Source organism: uncultured Microbulbifer sp. (assembly GCF_947498635.1).
Classification (GTDB): Bacteria; Pseudomonadota; Gammaproteobacteria; order Pseudomonadales; family Cellvibrionaceae; genus Microbulbifer; species Microbulbifer echini.
Window position 1 is genome coordinate 48,356 of sequence record NZ_CANMKV010000024.1, and the last position, 18,471, is coordinate 66,826.

An 18,471-nucleotide genomic window follows, 5' to 3' on the forward strand; every position below is an offset into this window, starting at 1 on the left:
CATCAAAAATGGCACCGCTATGATACCCAGAATTGCTCTCACTCCCGGGGAACCTGCCGGTGTTGGTCCAGAGCTGAGCGTGAAAATTGCCCAGCGCGGTAGCCACGCACAACTCATTGCTATTGCCGACCCCAACCTACTGGAGCAGACCGCACACAGGTTAAAGCTTCCCCTGCAACTCCTACCGCTTTCAGAAGGCGCGCCGGTATCCGCCACGCCCCCGGGCAGTCTCTATATCCGGGCGTCCCCACTGGCACAGAGTGCCCAACCCGGAGCGCTCAGCACCGCCAATGCCCCCTATGTCCTCAAGACATTGGAGATGGCCGCCGATGGATGTCTCAATGGTCAGTTTGATGCCCTGGTCACCGGCCCGGTACACAAGGGGATCATCAATGAAGCTGGCGTCTCTTTTAGCGGGCATACCGAGTTTTTTGCTGAAAGAGCGGGCGTGCCACAGGTTGTCATGATGCTTGCCTCAGAAGATCTACGTGTAGCACTTGTCACCACCCACCTTCCACTGAAAGATGTTAGTGCCGCAATCACTGGCGAACGCCTGGAGAGTGTCACAGAGATTTTGCACCGAAGCTTATGTCAGCAATTCCGCATCGGTTCCCCCCGCATCGGGGTATGTGGCCTAAACCCCCATGCAGGAGAGACTGGGCACCTGGGCCGGGAAGAAATTGAAGTGATTGAACCCGCATTAGCCCGGCTGCGCGACCGAGGACTGCATTTGGTCGGGCCTCTGCCAGCGGATACCCTTTTTACGCCCCCTCAGTTAGCCCATTTCGATGCGGTACTAGCCATGTATCACGATCAGGGGTTGCCGGTGTTAAAATTCAAAGGGTTCGGCAATGCTGTCAATATCACCCTGGGCCTGCCTTTTATTCGCACCTCCGTAGATCACGGCACCGCCCTGGATCTGGCTGGCAGCGGCAAGGCCAGCTGCGGTAGCCTTCAGGCAGCCCTATGCCAGGCAATTGAATTGGCGCAACTCCAGAACCATTAGGCAGCCGCACTCAGTGTATGCCCCAAATCACGATTAGAATTGCAGATTATTTAATGGACAACTTCTTCCAACACAAGGCTCGCAAGCGTTTCGGCCAGAATTTTTTGGTTGATGGAAATATTATTGAACGAATAGTGCGCTCTATTGCGCCAAAAGAGACGGATCAGCTCGTTGAGATCGGACCTGGTCAGGGGGCGATTACAGAATTGTTATTGCAACGCTGCCCATCCCTTACTGCAGTGGAGCTCGACCGGGACCTGATTCCGCTTTTAGAATTTAAGTTTAGGGACTACCCCGAGTTCAAGATTATTGAGCGGGATGCACTCAAATTTGACTTTGGCACCTTCGCCGCGGACGGCGCCCTGCGCATTGTTGGCAACCTCCCCTACAATATTTCCACGCCTCTTTTATTCCACTTACTCAGTTTTAAGGGCAAAGTGCAGGACATGCACTTTATGCTGCAAAAAGAGGTCGTCGACCGCCTTGGAGCCAGCCCCAGCACTAAATCTTATGGACGCCTAAGCGTAATGGTACAGTACTACTGCCGAGTACAAGGGCTATTCCCTGTGCCCCCACAATCGTTTAGACCCGCTCCCAAGGTCGAGTCTGCCATTGTTCGCCTTGTCCCCCACAGTCAAATTCCCTACATCGCCGAAGATGAAAAGTTACTGGAGCGCGTTGTCAATGTGGCCTTTCAACAGCGCCGTAAAACACTGCGTAATGCGTTAAAACCTCTATTTCCAGCACTTGATCTAGAGCAGCTACCAGTCGACACCAGCCGCCGACCCGAAACTCTGAGCGTACAGGAATTTGTAGAGCTGACAAATTACTGTGCAGGGCTTAGGCAACAATAAGTACCACAAGTAGAATTTTCTGGGGATAAGGTTTTGGCTACTTATGCAATCGGCGATATACAGGGCTGCTTAGAGCCATTGCAACGCCTACTGAAAAAAATCCATTTTCGCTTTGACCGCGACAAACTGTGGATAGCCGGAGACTTGGTACACCGCGGTGATGACAGCCTCGGCACTCTGCGCTTTCTCTATGAGCACAGACACCAAGTTACCGCCGTCCTTGGTAACCATGATTTGCATCTCCTTGCCCTCGCACATGGTGCCAAACACCTCTCAGAAAAAGAGCAGGATCTGGCGAAAATTCTTAAAGCTAAAGATTCTGATCGCCTGCTAAATTGGCTTCAAAGCCTGCCCTTACTCGTTCATAAGAAGGGGTATACCATGGTACACGCCGGTATCCCCCCAATCTGGAGCATTACTAAAGCCCAGAAACTATCCCGTGAAGTCGAGCACGCCCTTTCCGATGATGCGATGGCTAAAGCCTACTTTTACGGCATGTATGGTAACGAACCCCATTGCTGGAACGATCACTTAATTGGCATTGAACGATTGCGCTCTATTACCAACTATTTCACGCGTATGCGTTTTTGTAAGGAAGATGGCACACTCGATCTTGTCACCAAACGCGGTCCCCAGGCATCTCATGGCGAGTACAAACCCTGGTTTAGCTTTCCCAACAGAAAAACTAAGGAAGACAAAATCATTTTTGGGCACTGGGCCGCTCTTGAGGGCCGAGCCGATACCCCAAATGTATTCGCCCTGGATACGGGTTGTGTATGGGGAGGCTACCTAACCGCCATGCGCCTTGGTGAAGAGGAGTTTTTTTGTGCCGACTGTAGCCTCTAAGAGTGAATCCACTATAAAAATAGAGAAGCCAATTGCCTTCAACAAAAACTGATTAGCCAATGAGAAGCCCCCCATCGGCTAAAGTCTTATATTCCTGAATATTTAATCAGCACTATATCCATTCGGATTGTTGGATTGCCAGCGCCAGGTATCTTCAACCATTCGCTTCAGGCTATACTCAGCTCGCCAACCAAGCTCTCGTTCTGCCAACGCTGGATCTGCATAGCATTCGGCGATATCTCCCGATCGACGAGCGGTAATTTTATAGGGCACAGACCTACCACTGGCTACCTCAAAGGCACTGACGACCTCTAACACAGAACTTCCCGTTCCTGTGCCGAGATTATGGGTATAGCAACCTGCTGGCGTTGAGGGCTTGCGCAACAGCTCCAATGCAGCCAAATGGCCTCTTGCTAAATCCACCACATGGATGTAATCCCGAACACCGGTTCCATCCACCGTCGCATAGTCATCACCAAAAATCTGTAAAAAAGGCCGGCGCCCCACGGCAACCTGAGCGACATACGGCAATAAATTATTAGGTATTCCACGAGGATCTTCTCCGATCCGGCCACTCTCGTGAGCACCAATTGGATTGAAATAGCGCAGTAAACTCACCTTCCAAGGGTTCTCAGGTGCCCCACAGATATCCCGTAGAATATCTTCAACCATCAGCTTACTTGCGCCATAGGGGTTCGTTGCACCAGTGGGGAAATCCTCCCTGATTGGCACTGTTTCAGGGTCGCCATAGACTGTAGCCGATGAGCTGAAAATGATTTCAAACACAGCACATTCCTTCATCACTTCCAGAAGAATCAAGGTGCCTGCGACATTATTCTGATAATAACGGAGTGGCTGAGCGACAGACTCACCAACAGCTTTTAAACCTGCAAAATGAATTACAGCCTCAATCTTATGATCAGTAAATACCCGGCGAAGCCCCTGCCTATCGGATATATCGAGATTATAGAAAGGAATTTTTTCACCAGAGATAGACTCTACGCGCCGCAGGGATTCTTCACTACTATTTGAAAGGTTATCCACCACCACGGGCTGAAAACCCGTCGAAAGTAACTCCAAACAAGTATGGCTACCAATATACCCGGCACCACCCGTCACTAGAATCGCCATAATGGCTCCTTATAACTCTGTACAGATTTGAAAGGGAGCAAGTAAAGCTTAAAACTGCCGCTGTTTTCAACCTATCTGGGAGACATTCCCTTACCGCCGTGAGACGGAAAGCTATGCTGGAAAAGCTGGGACCGATTGATCGCACCCAGAGTAGAACAAGGTTAGCAACGGCGATAATCAATAGCGCTTTATGCCGGGCAACGCTCAAACATGGAAATGACTGTATTACTGCCAATCACAGCTCTCTGTGGCACGAGCAGTGCGTACAGTCTCTGAAACAACTAGTCAGTGCACTGAATCCAAACGATAAGCAGGACGCTGGACTCTGTCCATAGGGCTACAGGGAGGTAAATATTATGACAATTTTCAATCACTACCTGGAAAGATATGAGTCAATCCAGGATGAAGAATTAAGCATCCAGGAGTATCTGGAGCTGTGCAAAACAGACCGCAGCGCCTACGCCTCTCCCGCCGAGAGAATGCTCATGGCTATTGGCGAGGCGGAACTGATAGATACCTCCCGCGATCCCCGCTTATCACGCATTTTCTGTAATAAAGTCATTAAGCGTTACAAGGCTTTCGGAGAATTCTATGGCATGGAAGAAGCCATAGAACAAATCGTCTCTTTCTTCCGTCATGCTGCTCAGGGCCTAGAAGAGAAGAAACAAATCCTCTATTTGCTAGGACCAGTAGGAGGCGGAAAATCCTCTCTTGCAGAACGACTCAAGGCACTTATGGAGCAGGTGCCAATATACGCAATCAAAGGCTCTCCAGTTTTTGAATCTCCTTTAAGCCTTTTCTCCCCGGATGAAGATGGACGGATCCTTGAGGAGGACTACGGCATTGCCAGACGTTATGTGAACACCATAATGTCTCCCTGGGCAGTTAAGCGCCTACATGAATTTAAAGGCGACATCAGCAAGTTCAGGGTGGTAAAAATTCGTCCATCCATTCTCGACCAAGTTGCGATCTCAAAAACTGAACCCGGTGATGAAAACAACCAGGATATCTCTTCGCTGGTTGGAAAAATTGATATCCGAAAACTTGAGGATTACCCTCAAAACGACCCTGACGCTTACAGTTTTTCCGGTAGTCTCTGCCGCGCTAACCAGGGAATTATGGAATTTGTTGAAATGTTCAAGGCGCCAATCAAGGTGCTACACCCTCTACTCACAGCGACCCAGGAAGGCAATTACAACAGTACCGAGGGTCTGGGTTCAATTCCATTTAACGGCACTATCCTAGCCCACTCCAATGAGTCGGAATGGCAGTCGTTCCGCAACAACCGGAATAATGAAGCGTTTCTGGATCGAATCTATATCGTCAAGGTGCCCTATTGCGTACGGGTTTTAGAAGAGATAAAAATCTATCAAAAACTTTTGGAAAACAGCTCCCTATCAAAATCCCCCTGTGCTCCAGATACCTTGCGTATGCTGGCTCAGTTTTCCGTACTTTCACGCATTAAGAATCCGGAAAATTCCAGCCTCTACTCAAAAATGCGTATCTATGATGGAGAAAACCTAAAGGACACCGATCCAAAAGCAAAAACCATTCAGGAATATCGAGATAATGCCGGTGTTGATGAGGGCATGAATGGCCTCTCTACAAGATTTTCCTTCAAAATACTCTCCAAGGTTTTCAATTTTGATGCAACAGAAGTAGCAGCCAACCCGGTTCATTTGCTCTACGTTTTAGAGCAACAAATAGAGCAGGAGCAGTTTCAACCGGAAATACAGGAGAACTATCTCGGCTTTATCAAGGAGTACTTGGCGCCCAGGTATGTAGAATTTATCGGCAAGGAAATTCAAACCGCCTATCTGGAATCTTATGCTGAATACGGACAAAATCTGTTCGATCGCTACGTAACCTACGCCGATTTTTGGATTCAGGATCAGGAATATAGGGACCCAGAAACCGGGGAAATTCTTGATCGTGGTGCACTGAACGAAGAACTGGAAAAGACCGAAAAACCTGCGGGAATATCCAACCCGAAGGATTTTCGCAATGAAATTGTCAATTTCGTTCTACGTGCCCGCGCCAACAACCAGGGTAAAAACCCCGACTGGCGCTCCTATGAAAAACTGCGTGCCGTTATCGAGAAAAAAATGTTCTCTAATACGGAAGATCTCTTACCGGTAATCTCATTTAACACCAAGGCCTCTGCGGACGACAAACGCAAGCATGCAGACTTCGTTGCCCGCATGGTAGAACGCGGCTATACCGAGAAACAGGTTCGCCTGTTGTCAGAATGGTACCTGCGGGTGCGAAAGTCACAGTAAATGAAGTTTATGCAGATAAGCTCGCGAACCATCTCAGCTTGCCTGACACAAGACCGCAATCGCTAACGGGCTCCCCTTGGGGGCCCTAGCAGCCCTGTAGAGAGCGTCTGAATAGATTGCATAATGGCCTTTGCCCAATTGTTTTATTCAGACTAAAGGCAGAATTATGAGCTACATCATCGACCGCCGCCTGAATGGAAAAAAGAAGAGTACCGTTAATCGTCAGCGATTTTTAAGGCGCTACAAGGCCCATATAAAGAAAGCCGTTGGCGACGCCATGAACAGCCGTTCCATAATGGATATGGATAAAGGCGAGCGAATCAGCATTCCCACCCGAGATATCAGCGAACCGTTATTCTCTCATGGAGATGGTGGGCATGTTGAGCGTATCCTGCCAGGCAATAAAGAGTTCACAGCCGGTGATCGCATACCACGCCAAAACCCCAAAGGTGGAGATGGCAGTGGCGGCGGCGCTAGTGACAGTGGCGAGGGCGTTGATGACTTTGTCTTCCAAATTTCTCAGGAAGAGTTTCTCGACTTCATGTTTGAAGGGCTACAACTACCCAATATGATCAAACAGCGGCTCGCTGGCAACGAGTCTTTTCAGGTAGTTCGCGCGGGTATCAGTAAAGAAGGTACGCCAGGCCGCCTCAACGTCATTCGTTCGTTAAGAGCTGCCCATGCTCGTCGTATCGCCCTCACTAGCAACAAAAGAAAACAAATTCGCGAACTGGAAAAAGTCCTTGAAATCGAGGAACAAAAAGATACGGCACTGCGTGATCAGCGTAAAATAGAAGCGCTGAAAAGCGAGATTATCGAACTGCGCAGACGTGTTGGCCGAGTGCCATTCCTAGATGATTTTGATCTTAAGTACAATCTATTGATCCGCCAACCAAAACCTCGCTCCCGCGCCGTCATGTTTTGCCTGATGGACGTATCCGGCTCTATGAATCAGGCCACCAAGGATATAGCCAAACGGTTCTTTTTACTGCTTTATCTATTCTTACAACGCAGTTATGAATATACAGAAGTAGTCTTTATTCGTCATCACACCAGCGCCAAGGAAGTGGACGAAGAGGAGTTTTTTTATTCCCGGGAAACGGGCGGAACGATTGTTTCCAGTGCTCTAAAGCTAATGCGTCGGATTATGCGCGAGCGCTACCCGGACAGTGAATGGAACATATACGGTGCACAGGCTTCCGATGGTGACAATTGGAACGATGACTCCAGTACCTGTCACAGAATCCTGATCGACGACATCATGCCCCATATGCAGTACTACTCCTACGTAGAGATTACTCCCAGAGATCACCAAGCCCTGTGGGAGGAGTACGAGAGCGTGCGTACACTTTTTCCGAGTCACTTTGCCATGGAGCAAATTGTGGACGTTCAAGACATTTATCCTGTTTTCCGCCAACTGTTCAGCCAGAAGGTGACCGCTCGATGCTAGACACTTTTGCCAGCGGCAGCGATTCGCAAAAACCTGAATCTGCAGAACCCATATCCACCACTTCGGAGTGGACTTTTGAGCTGATCCAGGAGTATGACAGAGCCATTAGTGAACTAGCAGATGAGTTTGGTCTGGATACCTACCCCAACCAGATTGAGGTGATCAGTTCCGAGCAAATGATGGACGCCTATTCATCGGTTGGCATGCCCGTGGGCTATAACCACTGGTCTTTCGGCAAGCAATTTATCAGCGTTGAAAACAATTACCAGCGAGGTCTGATGGGGCTTGCTTATGAAATAGTGATCAACTCTAACCCCTGCATCGCCTACCTCATGGAGGAAAATACCATGACGATGCAGGCACTGGTTATCGCCCACGCCTCTTATGGACATAATTCGTTTTTCAAAGGAAATTACCTGTTTCGTTCATGGACGGATGCCGGCAGCATTATTGATTACCTGATCTTCGCTAAGAATTACATTTCTCGCTGTGAAGAACGCCATGGGCTTGGGGAGGTCGAGGCCATACTGGACTCCTGTCACGCCCTGATGAACTACGGCGTTGACCGCTACAAACGCCCCTATCCCATCTCTGCTATCGAAGAGGAGCGCCAGCAAAAGGAACGTGAAGAATACCGGCAACGACAACTAAATGACCTTTGGCGAACCATTCCGAAGCTTGGTGAGGGAACCGAAGAGGCCATAGAAAAACGTTTCCCAGAGGAACCTCAGGAAAATATTCTCTACTTTATCGAGAAAAATGCCCCCTTACTCGAGAGCTGGCAGAGAGAGTTAGTACGTATCGTTCGCAAGCTTGCTCAGTATTTTTATCCCCAGCGTCAGACACAGGTTATGAACGAGGGCTGGGCCACTTTCTGGCACTACACCCTACTCTCAGAGCTCTATCGACGCCGCCGGGTCACTGAAGGCTTTATGATGGAGTTTCTGCAAAGCCACACTAACGTGATCTACCAACCCAGTTTCGACAGCCCTTATTACAACGGTATCAATCCCTACACTCTGGGCTTCAGCATTTTTAGTGACCTGAGGCGTATCTGCGAGAACCCAACGGAAGAGGACCGCCATTGGTTTCCGGATATCGCCGGCAGTAACTGGCGCGAAACACTTCAATTTGCCATGCGCGATTTTAAGGATGAGAGCTTTATCTTGCAGTTCCTCTCCCCCAAAGTCATTCGGGATATGAAACTTTTTTGTATCAGTGATAACGATCAGGAAAATGAAATAGTGGTGAGTGCCATACACGACGAGAGTGGTTATAGGCAGCTACGGGAAAACCTCGCAGGCCAATACAATCTGGGTAACCGTGAACCCAATATCCAAGTCTACTCGGTAGATACCCGGGGAGACCGTTCACTCACCCTGAACCATACTCAGCACCGGCGCCGGCCACTGGGCAAAGAAACACCTGAAGTGCTTAGGCACCTGCACAGGCTTTGGGGTTTCGATATACACCTCAACAGTCTCAACGGAGATCAGGTTACGGCTAGTTACCATTGTCCAGAGCAGGGGCGCGACCGGCAAGAAGGGGAAGAGGAGTCGATGTTAATTCCGAAACCCATTTAGATTTTGCACGGGAGCGATTAAATCGCAGCTCCCGTGCAAATGGGGTGAATAGCCAGAGAATAAGCCTAGGTGGAAGGGATCCGTTTAGTGATCTGTTTCCAGCAGAAGCCTGGCTTTTGCCGCCAACTCACCGCGTTCCTCGCGATGGGCTAATAAAGCATCCGCCCCCGCATCCAACCAACGGGCTTTATCCAGATCATCTTCAGCAGGCACAACGAGAATCCGCAAGTTGGTGTATTCGCTGCGAGATCTCAAATAATCGAGTACCTGAAAACCACCATCGCCAATCAGGCCCGCGTCGATAACCAACAATGCCGGTTTGGCATTGGCCAGTAAAATACCAGCTGAAAAACTGTCCCCAGCCACTTCTATTTCACAGCCAATATTCTTTAAAGCCTGAAGGCCCGTGGAAGTCAGCTCTGAATCGGTTGTCAGTAGTAGTACTTTTCGACTGGGCACCGCCAAGTCATTTGGCACTGGCATCGAGTTATCGCGAAGGAAACCCACAAAATCCTCCACACAGATACGGTGGTCACCGCGCCCTGGAAGTTTGTAAGCCTTCAACTGCCCCCGCTCAATCCAGCGAATCACCGTACGGAAATTGACTCCACAATACCGAGCCGCTTCCCCGGTGGTTAGCACATGTAGTTCGCTCATATTTATTCTCCCCAACAACTGCAATCCTTGATGAACAGGTCAATCTCTCGAGCCCAGGCCCCATCCCCCGAAGCCAGGCGCGAAATTATCCTGCACAATAGGTTCGCCCCTATAAATTATGCTGTTCAATGCTGCAAAACCAGCCCGAAATTCGGTCCATGTATTTAGTTAACGAACAGTGGAACAACCCCCTCAAAAAATACTAAAAGATATAGTTGACAGGTATGACAGGTCCCATAGAATGGCCTTAGATTTAGCGGTACAGCCGTGTCGCAAGATCCTCTCCAGCGGGTATGGCCGGCAAGCCAGCTACCCCGCGATTGGCAATTAGATGTTTGCTAAGCGAATACCCTAAGACCCTGGGCCCCCTTGTTTTTTCGGGGCCTTTTTTTTATCTTGCCAAAATCTCAAAACCTCCTCCCCTGAAACTCCTGCCCAATTCCCTGGTAAGTGGGCAGCGCCGGAACCAATGGATTTATGGCAGTGCAACCCTTCACCGGGAAACCGGTTTCTCCAGCCCCGGAGCGATTCCTTTGAAGATCTACCTCGTCGGTGGTGCCGTACGCGACAAATTACTCAACCGCCCCGTTACTGAGCACGACTGGGTTGTTGTTGGTACCAACCCGGAACACATGTTAGACATGGGGTATAGCCCTGTAGGAAAGGATTTCCCAGTTTTCCTGCACCCTGAGACCGGAGAAGAATATGCTCTCGCGCGAACGGAGCGTAAGAGCGGGCATGGCTATGGGGGGTTTTCCGTAAATACTGATGCCAGTATTACTCTTGAAGAGGACCTGCTACGCCGCGACCTCACCATCAATGCGATAGCGGAATCGGAAGACGGCGCCCTCATTGATCCCTATGGGGGACGAGCCGATCTCGAGGCCCGACTGTTACGCCACGTATCGCCCGCATTTGCCGAGGACCCCCTGCGCATCCTGCGCGTAGCCCGCTTTGCAGCCCGTTACCACCATCTGGGATTTATTGTTGCGGCGGAGACTATGGCGCTCATGCGACAAGTGGTTGAGGCCGGAGAAGTTGAATACCTGGTGGCAGAGCGAATCTGGAAGGAAGTTAGCCGCGCCCTTACTGAACCGGCCCCGGATATTTTTATCCAGGTATTGCGAGAGTGCGGAGCACTGGCAATTCTTCTACCGGAATTGGAACAGTTATTTGGGGTACCTCAGCCCCCCAAACACCACCCTGAGGTAGATACAGGCGAGCATGTATTAATGGCCTTGCGCTCTGCTCCTGCGGATCTGCCAGTGCGCTTTGCTGTCTTGCTACACGACCTGGGCAAAGGTTTAACGCCAGAGGAGATATTGCCCAGCCACCACGGCCACGAATCCGCCGGTGTTCCCTTGGTGCGGGCAGTCTGTGAGCGCTGGCGCACTCCCAAAGAATTAACTGCATTGGCTGTTGGAGTCTGTGAATACCACCTGCACTGCCACAGAGCATTTGATCTACGTCCACAGACCATCATGAAGATGATTCGCAGTCTGGATGCACTCCGCCGTCCCGAGCGGTTTGAGAATTTCCTGCGCGCCTGTGAGGCGGATGCCCGAGGCCGCCAGGGGCTTGAGGACCGAGATTACCCACAGGTGAACTTCCTGCGCGCCACCCGCGACGCGGCGGCCGCGGTCACTGCTGAAGCACTGATCCAAGAAGGCTACCAGGGCGCCAAGCTGGGGCAGGCGCTGGACCGGGAGCGTGTTAAGGCGATCGCCAAAATAAAGGACCAATATGAGGAATAAGTTCAGTGCGTAGTGTATTGATTACCGGCGCCGCCGCACGCTTGGGTCGCGCCATTGCCGAAGAACTGCACAATGACCATCGGGTGGTTATTCACTATCGCAACTCGGCGGAAGCCGCTCGCGCCCTGGCACAGAACCTGAACGAACGCCGTCCCAATTCTGCCATCGCACTGCACAGTGACCTGAGTAGTGCCCAAGCCTGCTCGGATCTCGCTCGGCGAGCCCAAGATGTATGGGGCGGTATTGATGCCCTGGTGAACAATGCCTCAGCCTTTCACCCCACCCCAGTGGGCAAGGCCACTGAGGAGGATTGGGATCGACTAGTCGGCAGTAATTTGAAGGTGCCCTTCTTTCTTACCCAAGCCCTTAAAGAAAGTCTCGGCCGGCAGCAAGGCTGTGTGGTAAATATGGCGGATATCCACGCCGAGCGCCCTATGCCCGAGCATACTATTTACTGTGCCGCCAAAGCTGGGCTGGTAATGCTGACAAAAAGCCTCGCGCTGGAGCTATCACCCCAGATTCGAGTCAATGCAGTCGCCCCCGGTGCCATTCTTTGGCCAGAGCAAGAGGCATCTAACGAAGCCAAGAAAGCGCAAATCACCCAGCGCATTCCTTTGGCCCGAACCGGTGACCCTAGCGATATCGCAAAGACCGTGCGCTTCCTTGTCTGTGACGCCCCCTATATCAACGGCCAGGTTATTGCCGTTGACGGCGGCCGCAACCTCAACATCTAGTCCCGTCCAGCAACGGGACTTCACTTCAATTTCACCGGCACTCTGTCAGAATGTTTGGTAACTTTCTCTGCCACAAGAGATTTGCCTGTGCGCTCACTGAAGATATTGCTGATTGAAGATAACCCCACTATTACCCGCCAGCTTGCCGAATTCCTACAAGCGGAGGGCTGGCAGATAGATTATGCCCACCGGGGTAGCCAGGGTTTACAGCTGGCCCTGGAACAAATCTTCGACCTGGTCATTCTCGACCTGGGCCTGCCGGATATGGATGGCTTGGAGGTCTGTGAAAAAATCAAGGCACATGCCCCAGTTAACATGCCAATTCTGATGTTAACTGCCCGCGATGCTATCGCAGATAAAGAACGCGGTTTTGGTATCGGTGCCGATGATTACTTATGTAAGCCCTTCGAGCCAAGGGAACTGATACTGAGATGCCGCGCCCTGGCACGTAGACACCAGCTACATACCAGTGAAGAAATTAAGGTCGGTAATTTACAGATAAACCAGCACCAGCAAACGGCCTACCGGGATAAACAACCTCTGCCCCTGACAACGATCGGTTTTCGCATTCTCACTATGCTCGCCCAGGCGTCGCCAGCACCAGTAAGCCGCTCGGCAATAATCCACCATATTTGGGGTGATGAACCCCCAGAAACAGACGCCTTAAAATCCCACATTTATAGTCTTCGCCAAACACTGGATAAGCCTTTCCAGGCCCCTATGTTGAAAACCATCACCAATCTCGGTTATCAGTTGGAAATTCCCAATGCGCGAAACCAGTAATTTACAGAGGAAGGTCTTCGCTATTTTTGGCAGCTTTACCCTGCTGCTATGCTTGGTGTTTTTTGCCATCTGTATGATGGTGGCCTATGTGGTTGAAGACCATTTACTCGATAACTTATTGGCCGAAGAAGTCCGCTACCTCGAACAGCAGGCAAGACTGACTAATGCGACCCCAGAGCCACGCCTACCCTATTTAACGCTATACACTGAAAGCAAAATAATTCCGACCGAATTACGCACTGCCCTACCAAGCCATGCAGAAAAAGCAGAATGGTTTAGTGATTCGGAACATCACTTCCATCTACGCAGAGTACATTTTCCGGACAACGATTCTGCCGTTCTCGTAGCTGAAGTCAGTGAATTACTCACTGTTACAAGGCAATCCTTACAACTTCTCTGGTTCTTTGCCGGCGCCTGTATCTTAACCCTACTCTTAGCCCTCTATTGTGCTTTTCGTATTTCCCGTAAAACCATCGCGCCTGTAGTAACCCTGGCTAAATCAGTTAAACAGCAAAGAAACTGCGATTCTCTAATTTCCCTACCTTATAACAATAAACAAGATGAAATCGGTTATCTCGCAAGTACGTTGCAAGATACGCTTAACCAGCTCAAGCTAACATTGCGCAGGGAAACCGAATTTACCCGGGATACAAGTCATGAATTACGCACCGGGCTAACCATTCTGAAAAGCACGCTGGCTCTCAGTCAAAATCGGGAAATGACTAAACCTGAAAAAAATGAGCTATTAGAAACGGTTACCGGTATGGAAAAAACCGTTAAAACACTATTGGCCCTCGCCCGCTCAGAGTCTCTACAGCCGGAAGATATCCCATTGCGTGCCTTACTAGAGGAGCGCCTTTTAATTCAACACCCGATAATTGTGCAAAAGCATTTTACTGTTGATTTGAAATTAGGGCCCAAAGTCAGAGTCCTGGCCAACCGACACCTGGTAACTCTGCTATTCGACAACTTAATCAGTAATGCATTACAGCACGCTTCCAGCCCCAAATTGGTTATTGCCTATAAGGGGGACACACTCTTTTTTGAGAACGCCACAGACAATCAATTAGATCTAGAAACCTCCCTCTTACCCGGCCAAAAGAGGGAAGGCAGTGACGGTATTGGTCAAGGCCTTTTCCTGACCAAGAGAATCTGTGAAGCCTTAAAATGGACCATCTCTATCCAATGTCGAAAAAATATTTATCAGTGCGTTCTGTCTTTTACCCAGTAGCTGGCCAAGGTCCAGATATTCATTACTAGAACATACTGCGCTCAAAAGGCACAGCGAATCGGCATCCATGCCTTATACGATCCCGGGCACAGTTTATTCTTTCTTCCTATTTAGCAATCACGATCTCACCTGAATTTCACCTTCCCCCCCTTATTCTCCTACGAATTCACTCACTAGAAGATTTTCCGTCTGCTACTGCAATTTTGGAGATTAATATGTTGAAGAAAATTGTTATTTCCCTGGCTCTGACTTTGTCCGTATTTTTTGGTTTTATTATTTGGATTAAGGGCCTAATTCCACCCCAAGAGCAGGACTTTTCCACTACGACAGTAAGTGACCTGCCGTATTTACAACAATTACCCAGGGAAAGCCGAGGAAAAATCTTAGCTGTTGTCACCAGTACTGAAACGATGGGAGATAGTGGCAAAGCTACCGGTTATGAATTAACGGAACTGGCACGCCCCTATTACATCTTTTCGGCCAACGGGTTTATTGTCGATATTGCCAGTCCCAAAGGCGGCAAACCGCCTGCAGTGATCGATAAAGATGATCTGGGGCCTTTCGACTATGCCTTTCTCAATGACCCGGAGGCACAACAAAAGGTCAATAACAGTATTCCTATCGATCAGGTAACAGCAGAGAATTACCGGGCAGTATTTTTTGTCGGCGGTAAAGGCACCATGTTCGATTTCCCCGACAATCCCCATATTCAAGCCCTGGTGCGGGATCTCTATAGCGGCGGAAAAATTATCGGAGCCGTTTGTCATGGACCGGCAGCACTTGCCAATGTCACCCTGGACAATGGCGAGCCCTTAATCGCCGATCGGCAGATAAGTGCTTTTACTAACGAAGAGGAGCTATTTCTTATTCCCGACGCCAGGCAACGATTCCCCTTTCTACTGGAAGATCGCTTACGTGAACAGGGCGCGTTTTTTCAAGCTGGGCCCACTTACCTGGAGCAAGTCAGCGTGGATGGCCAGCTTATTACCGGGCAAAACCCCTGGTCCACCTGGCTGGCGGCTGAGAGTATGGTAAGAGCGATGGGGTATACCCCGGTTCCACGCCAAGTCACTCCGGCGGAGCAGACCGTCGAATTACTCCTCACTTATGAGCAACACGGCTTTACCGAGGCCACAGAGGAATTAAAGAAGCTTCAAGAGGAAGGGGGAATAGACCAGCGCCTACTGGCCATGCATGGCATCATCTCTGTTATGCGTTGGGAACCCAGCAAGACCCTGGATATTATCAGGCTGCTATCGAAGAGCCAGGACTAACAAAGCCTGTGAAAAGCTCTCTAGCCAGCCTGCTCTAGGGGCTGGCCATTTTCATCCACAAATAATACATCGCGGATGCTGAGTTTTTGTCCCTGCGCACTCTGCACAGCCACTTCGGAGATTGGCTCGCCACTGTTTTTATCGACCAGATGCATACCATCTTTATTGCCGTTCCAGCGCATATTCCACTGGCGCAGGGCTATCACTACGGTGAGCAGGTCGCGGCCCTTCTCTGTTAAGCGGTACTCATAGCGGGTCCCGTGCTCACCCGCATCAAAACGCACCAACACTTCGTTATCCACCAGGCGGGACAAGCGATCCACGAGGATATTCTTGGCGATTCCCAGGTTCCGCTGGAAATCCACAAACCGGCGAGTACCCAGCATCGCCTGCTTGATTATCAGCAGGGACCACCAGTCCCCCACTTCATTCAGGGCACAGGCTAGAGAGCAATCGAGATCATCAAAACGTTTACGTGACATGCCCCCAGTATACCGGTAAAAGAGTTGCAACACGAAACTAGATATTGAACTCCAGACAAAAATAAGGTCTTATAACGCAACCATATTAACTATGACCCAGAGGGACCAGTGAGTCCCAGTATTGAATCGAGTAATTCAGGAGAGAGAAATGAGCGGTTCCCTGGACAGCCTGCTGCGTCCTTTCGAGCATAAATCCCTAAAACTGCGTAACCGGGTCGCTATGGCTCCCATGACCCGCACCATGTCACCGAGCTACGCCGCCAATGATCAAGTGGCCGGCTACTATCGCCGCCGCGCCGAGGGTGAGGTGGGCCTGATTATTACCGAGGGCACCTTCGTCAATCACAAAGCCGCCAACGGCTACGAAAATGTACCGGCAATTTACGGTGAAGCCGCCCTCGCCGGCTGGAAAAAAGTCGTGGATGAAGTCCACACGGCTGGTGGCCAGATTATCCCCCAGTTGTGGCATGTGGGCTCCGTGCGCAAAGAGGGCATAGGCCCGGACAAATCCGTACCCGGCTACTCGCCCTCAGGCCTGTTCAAACCTGGCAAATCCAATGGCCAGGCGATGAGCAAAGAAGATATCCAGGAGGTCGTAAAGGCCTTTGCTGATGCGGCCAAAGCCGCCAAGGAAATTGGTTTCGACGGTGTCGAGATTCACGGTGCCCACGGCTACCTGATCGACCAGTTCTTCTGGGAAGGCACCAACCAGCGCGATGACGAATACGGCGGCTCCATCGAAAACCGCACCCGCTTTGCGGTGGAAATTATAAAAGCGGTACGCGCGGCCGTGGGCGAGGACTTTGCCTTAGTACTGCGCTACTCCCAGTGGAAACAGCAAGACTACGACGCCAAGTTGGCGCAAAACCCCGAAGAGCTAAGACGCTTCCTGACACCGCTCGTTGAAGCCGGAGTGGATATATTTCACGCTTCAACCCGACGTTTCTGGGTGCCGGAGTTCGAGGGCTCTGATCTTAACCTGGCAGGCTGGACCAAGGAACTGACCGGAAAGCCGGTAATTTCCGTAGGCAGTGTCGGCCTCGACGATGATTTTATCGGCGGTAATAATCAGGGAATGGGCGGTACCGCCAACCCTACCGACCTAAGCGAGCTGACCCGCCGTATGGACAATCAGGAGTTCGACCTGATCGCCGTTGGCCGTGTTCTTTTACAAGACCCCCACTGGTTCGCCAAGATGCGCGAGAACCGCGCCGAGGAAATCACGCCATTTACCAAGGAATCGCTAATGAGCCTCAGTTAAGGGTCAACGCAACAGAAAGCAGCCCTACCCGGCTGCTTTCTGTTAGCAATTACTACTGGGACGGAAGGAAAGAATACATCGCACTCGAGACACGCTGTGAATACATCCCTGTAAGCTCCTAATCGGCATCCATGCCTCATAGGGTCCCGAGCGCGGTGCTTTCTTTCCTTCTCCCTTTTTAGTATTTGTGCCGAAAATCATCACCTCTCCCCCAACCTCACCCAAATTTCACCTGCCCTTGCTTAACCTCTCCTCCATAAATACTGGAGATCGGTTTTATGCAAAGGACATCCGCCCAAATTATTAAAGCGCTACCCCTTGGCATTTTGGGTTTCGCCTCAATGGCTCTCTACTGGTACCTCTTTATTGCGCTGAAGGGGGAACCCATGAGTTATGAAGAGGTTGTTTCTTCCTACAACTACCAGGCTCCGCAGAATATTGATTTTTCCCTAACACCGCTTGGAAACCGGCAGTTCAGCTTCTCTTTTTCAAGTTTTGACGGCGACAGGGTAAATGGGCAAATTCGTTATCCCCAGACTGAAAAACCCAGCTATCCAGTTTTGTTGGGTGTTTCCGCAATGGGAAGAAGCCACGAGCGCTGGTGGGGGGACTCCTACAAAGGGCGCCCGACAATTACCCAGGTCAATAAAATTACCGATATTGCCAACAGTAAAGGCTATGCGGTTATCGCCATTGATGCACGATATCACGGCATTCGCAAAGACCCGGAACGGCCCCTAAGCAGCATCATGAAAAAATTGCACTTCTTTGGCGATAAAACCGCCTATGAGAATATGATTCGCAAAACCGTTCTGGATTATCGGGTTTTGATCGACTGGATTTCAACGCAGCCCCAGCTCGATAAAACCAATATCAATCTCGCCGGTTACAGTATGGGAGCGCAAATCGTACTCCTACTCAGCGCACTGGAGGAGAATATTCAAAAAAGTAATCAGTATGGTGCCACCTTATCTCGATAATAAAGTTGCCGCAGTGGCGCTGATAAACCTGGTCGCCCATAGCCGGGCAAAGAAACTTCTGCTATTAACCCGGCGGACAAATAGTTCTGTTATGCTGCATATTTAATCGATTCATGCCGGAAGTAGGATGCTACACGCGCAGGTTTCTTTTGTAACATTCTCATGT

The 18,471-nt window shown here is 50.3% G+C and carries 16 protein-coding genes; 13 read left to right on the forward strand and 3 right to left on the reverse strand.

The genetic code is table 11. The annotated features are described in order from the left end of the window. The first annotated feature begins 19 nt into the window (after positions 1-19). Genes pdxA through Q1A69_RS13350 form a run of 3 tightly spaced genes read left to right on the forward strand, consistent with a single transcriptional unit; the run spans position 20 to position 2,706 of the window. Positions 20-1,006, forward strand: a complete 987-nt coding sequence (gene pdxA / locus Q1A69_RS13340; protein WP_299586156.1) for a 4-hydroxythreonine-4-phosphate dehydrogenase PdxA — start codon at positions 20-22, stop codon at positions 1,004-1,006. A 53-nt stretch (positions 1,007-1,059) separates the two neighbouring features. Beyond that, the gene (rsmA, locus tag Q1A69_RS13345; protein WP_299586158.1) at positions 1,060-1,860 is read left to right on the forward strand and encodes a 16S rRNA (adenine(1518)-N(6)/adenine(1519)-N(6))-dimethyltransferase RsmA; all 801 of its coding nucleotides are present in this window, start codon (positions 1,060-1,062) and stop codon (positions 1,858-1,860) included. 33 nt (positions 1,861-1,893) lie between these two features. Beyond that, positions 1,894-2,706, forward strand: a complete 813-nt coding sequence (locus Q1A69_RS13350; RefSeq protein ID WP_299586161.1) for a symmetrical bis(5'-nucleosyl)-tetraphosphatase — start codon at positions 1,894-1,896, stop codon at positions 2,704-2,706. Between the two features lie 102 nt (positions 2,707-2,808). Here Q1A69_RS13350 and galE read toward each other — a convergent pair whose 3' ends face one another. Continuing rightward, positions 2,809-3,837 (reverse strand): UDP-glucose 4-epimerase GalE, encoded by a 1,029-nt coding sequence (galE, locus tag Q1A69_RS13355; RefSeq protein ID WP_299586163.1) that lies wholly within the window; start codon positions 3,835-3,837, stop codon positions 2,809-2,811. 356 nt (positions 3,838-4,193) lie between these two features. On the opposite strand from galE, the gene Q1A69_RS13360 reads away from it, so the two are divergent. The 3 genes from Q1A69_RS13360 to Q1A69_RS13370 all read left to right on the forward strand — a co-directional run bounded on the left by Q1A69_RS13360 (position 4,194) and on the right by Q1A69_RS13370 (position 9,149). Then, complete coding sequence (locus tag Q1A69_RS13360) at positions 4,194-6,116, forward strand: PrkA family serine protein kinase (protein ID WP_299586165.1); 1,923 nt, start codon at positions 4,194-4,196, stop codon at positions 6,114-6,116. A 166-nt stretch (positions 6,117-6,282) separates the two neighbouring features. Further along, positions 6,283-7,566, forward strand: coding sequence for a YeaH/YhbH family protein (locus Q1A69_RS13365; RefSeq protein ID WP_299586167.1), 1,284 nt, complete (start codon positions 6,283-6,285; stop codon positions 7,564-7,566). Further along, positions 7,560-9,149 carry a SpoVR family protein gene (locus Q1A69_RS13370; RefSeq protein ID WP_299586170.1) on the forward strand — a complete coding sequence of 530 codons (1,590 nt, stop codon included), beginning with the start codon at positions 7,560-7,562 and terminating at the stop codon, positions 9,147-9,149. The genes Q1A69_RS13365 and Q1A69_RS13370 overlap by 7 nt, the downstream gene beginning before the upstream one ends. Positions 9,150-9,233: 84 nt before the next feature. On the opposite strand, the gene Q1A69_RS13375 is transcribed toward Q1A69_RS13370, so the two are convergent. Next, positions 9,234-9,806, reverse strand: coding sequence for a helix-turn-helix domain-containing protein (locus tag Q1A69_RS13375; protein WP_299586172.1), 573 nt, complete (start codon positions 9,804-9,806; stop codon positions 9,234-9,236). 533 nt (positions 9,807-10,339) lie between these two features. On the opposite strand from Q1A69_RS13375, the gene Q1A69_RS13380 reads away from it, so the two are divergent. The 5 genes from Q1A69_RS13380 (at position 10,340) to Q1A69_RS13400 (ending at position 15,582) form a co-directional block, all read left to right on the forward strand. After that, a complete protein-coding gene (locus tag Q1A69_RS13380; protein ID WP_299586175.1) occupies positions 10,340-11,560 on the forward strand; it encodes a multifunctional CCA addition/repair protein in 1,221 nt (406 codons plus the stop codon). Positions 11,561-11,565: 5 nt separating this feature from the next. Continuing rightward, positions 11,566-12,294 (forward strand): pteridine reductase, encoded by a 729-nt coding sequence (locus Q1A69_RS13385; RefSeq protein ID WP_299586177.1) that lies wholly within the window; start codon positions 11,566-11,568, stop codon positions 12,292-12,294. 87 nt (positions 12,295-12,381) lie between these two features. Then, positions 12,382-13,077 carry a response regulator transcription factor gene (locus Q1A69_RS13390; RefSeq protein WP_299586178.1) on the forward strand — a complete coding sequence of 232 codons (696 nt, stop codon included), beginning with the start codon at positions 12,382-12,384 and terminating at the stop codon, positions 13,075-13,077. A 73-nt stretch (positions 13,078-13,150) separates the two neighbouring features. Continuing rightward, positions 13,151-14,308, forward strand: coding sequence for a HAMP domain-containing sensor histidine kinase (locus tag Q1A69_RS13395; protein WP_299586181.1), 1,158 nt, complete (start codon positions 13,151-13,153; stop codon positions 14,306-14,308). 215 nt (positions 14,309-14,523) lie between these two features. Next, the gene (locus Q1A69_RS13400) at positions 14,524-15,582 is read left to right on the forward strand and encodes a type 1 glutamine amidotransferase domain-containing protein (RefSeq protein WP_299586184.1); all 1,059 of its coding nucleotides are present in this window, start codon (positions 14,524-14,526) and stop codon (positions 15,580-15,582) included. Positions 15,583-15,602: 20 nt separating this feature from the next. Here Q1A69_RS13400 and Q1A69_RS13405 read toward each other — a convergent pair whose 3' ends face one another. Next, entirely contained in the window at positions 15,603-16,064 is a 462-nt protein-coding gene (locus Q1A69_RS13405) for a helix-turn-helix domain-containing protein (protein ID WP_299586187.1), read from the reverse strand. A gap of 148 nt (positions 16,065-16,212) precedes the next feature. Here Q1A69_RS13405 and Q1A69_RS13410 point away from each other — a divergent pair, with 148 nt between their 5' ends. Beyond that, positions 16,213-17,325 carry an NADH:flavin oxidoreductase gene (locus Q1A69_RS13410; protein ID WP_299586189.1) on the forward strand — a complete coding sequence of 371 codons (1,113 nt, stop codon included), beginning with the start codon at positions 16,213-16,215 and terminating at the stop codon, positions 17,323-17,325. A 278-nt stretch (positions 17,326-17,603) separates the two neighbouring features. After that, the gene (locus Q1A69_RS13415) at positions 17,604-18,305 is read left to right on the forward strand and encodes an alpha/beta fold hydrolase (RefSeq protein WP_299586191.1); all 702 of its coding nucleotides are present in this window, start codon (positions 17,604-17,606) and stop codon (positions 18,303-18,305) included. Positions 18,306-18,471 lie beyond the last annotated feature (166 nt).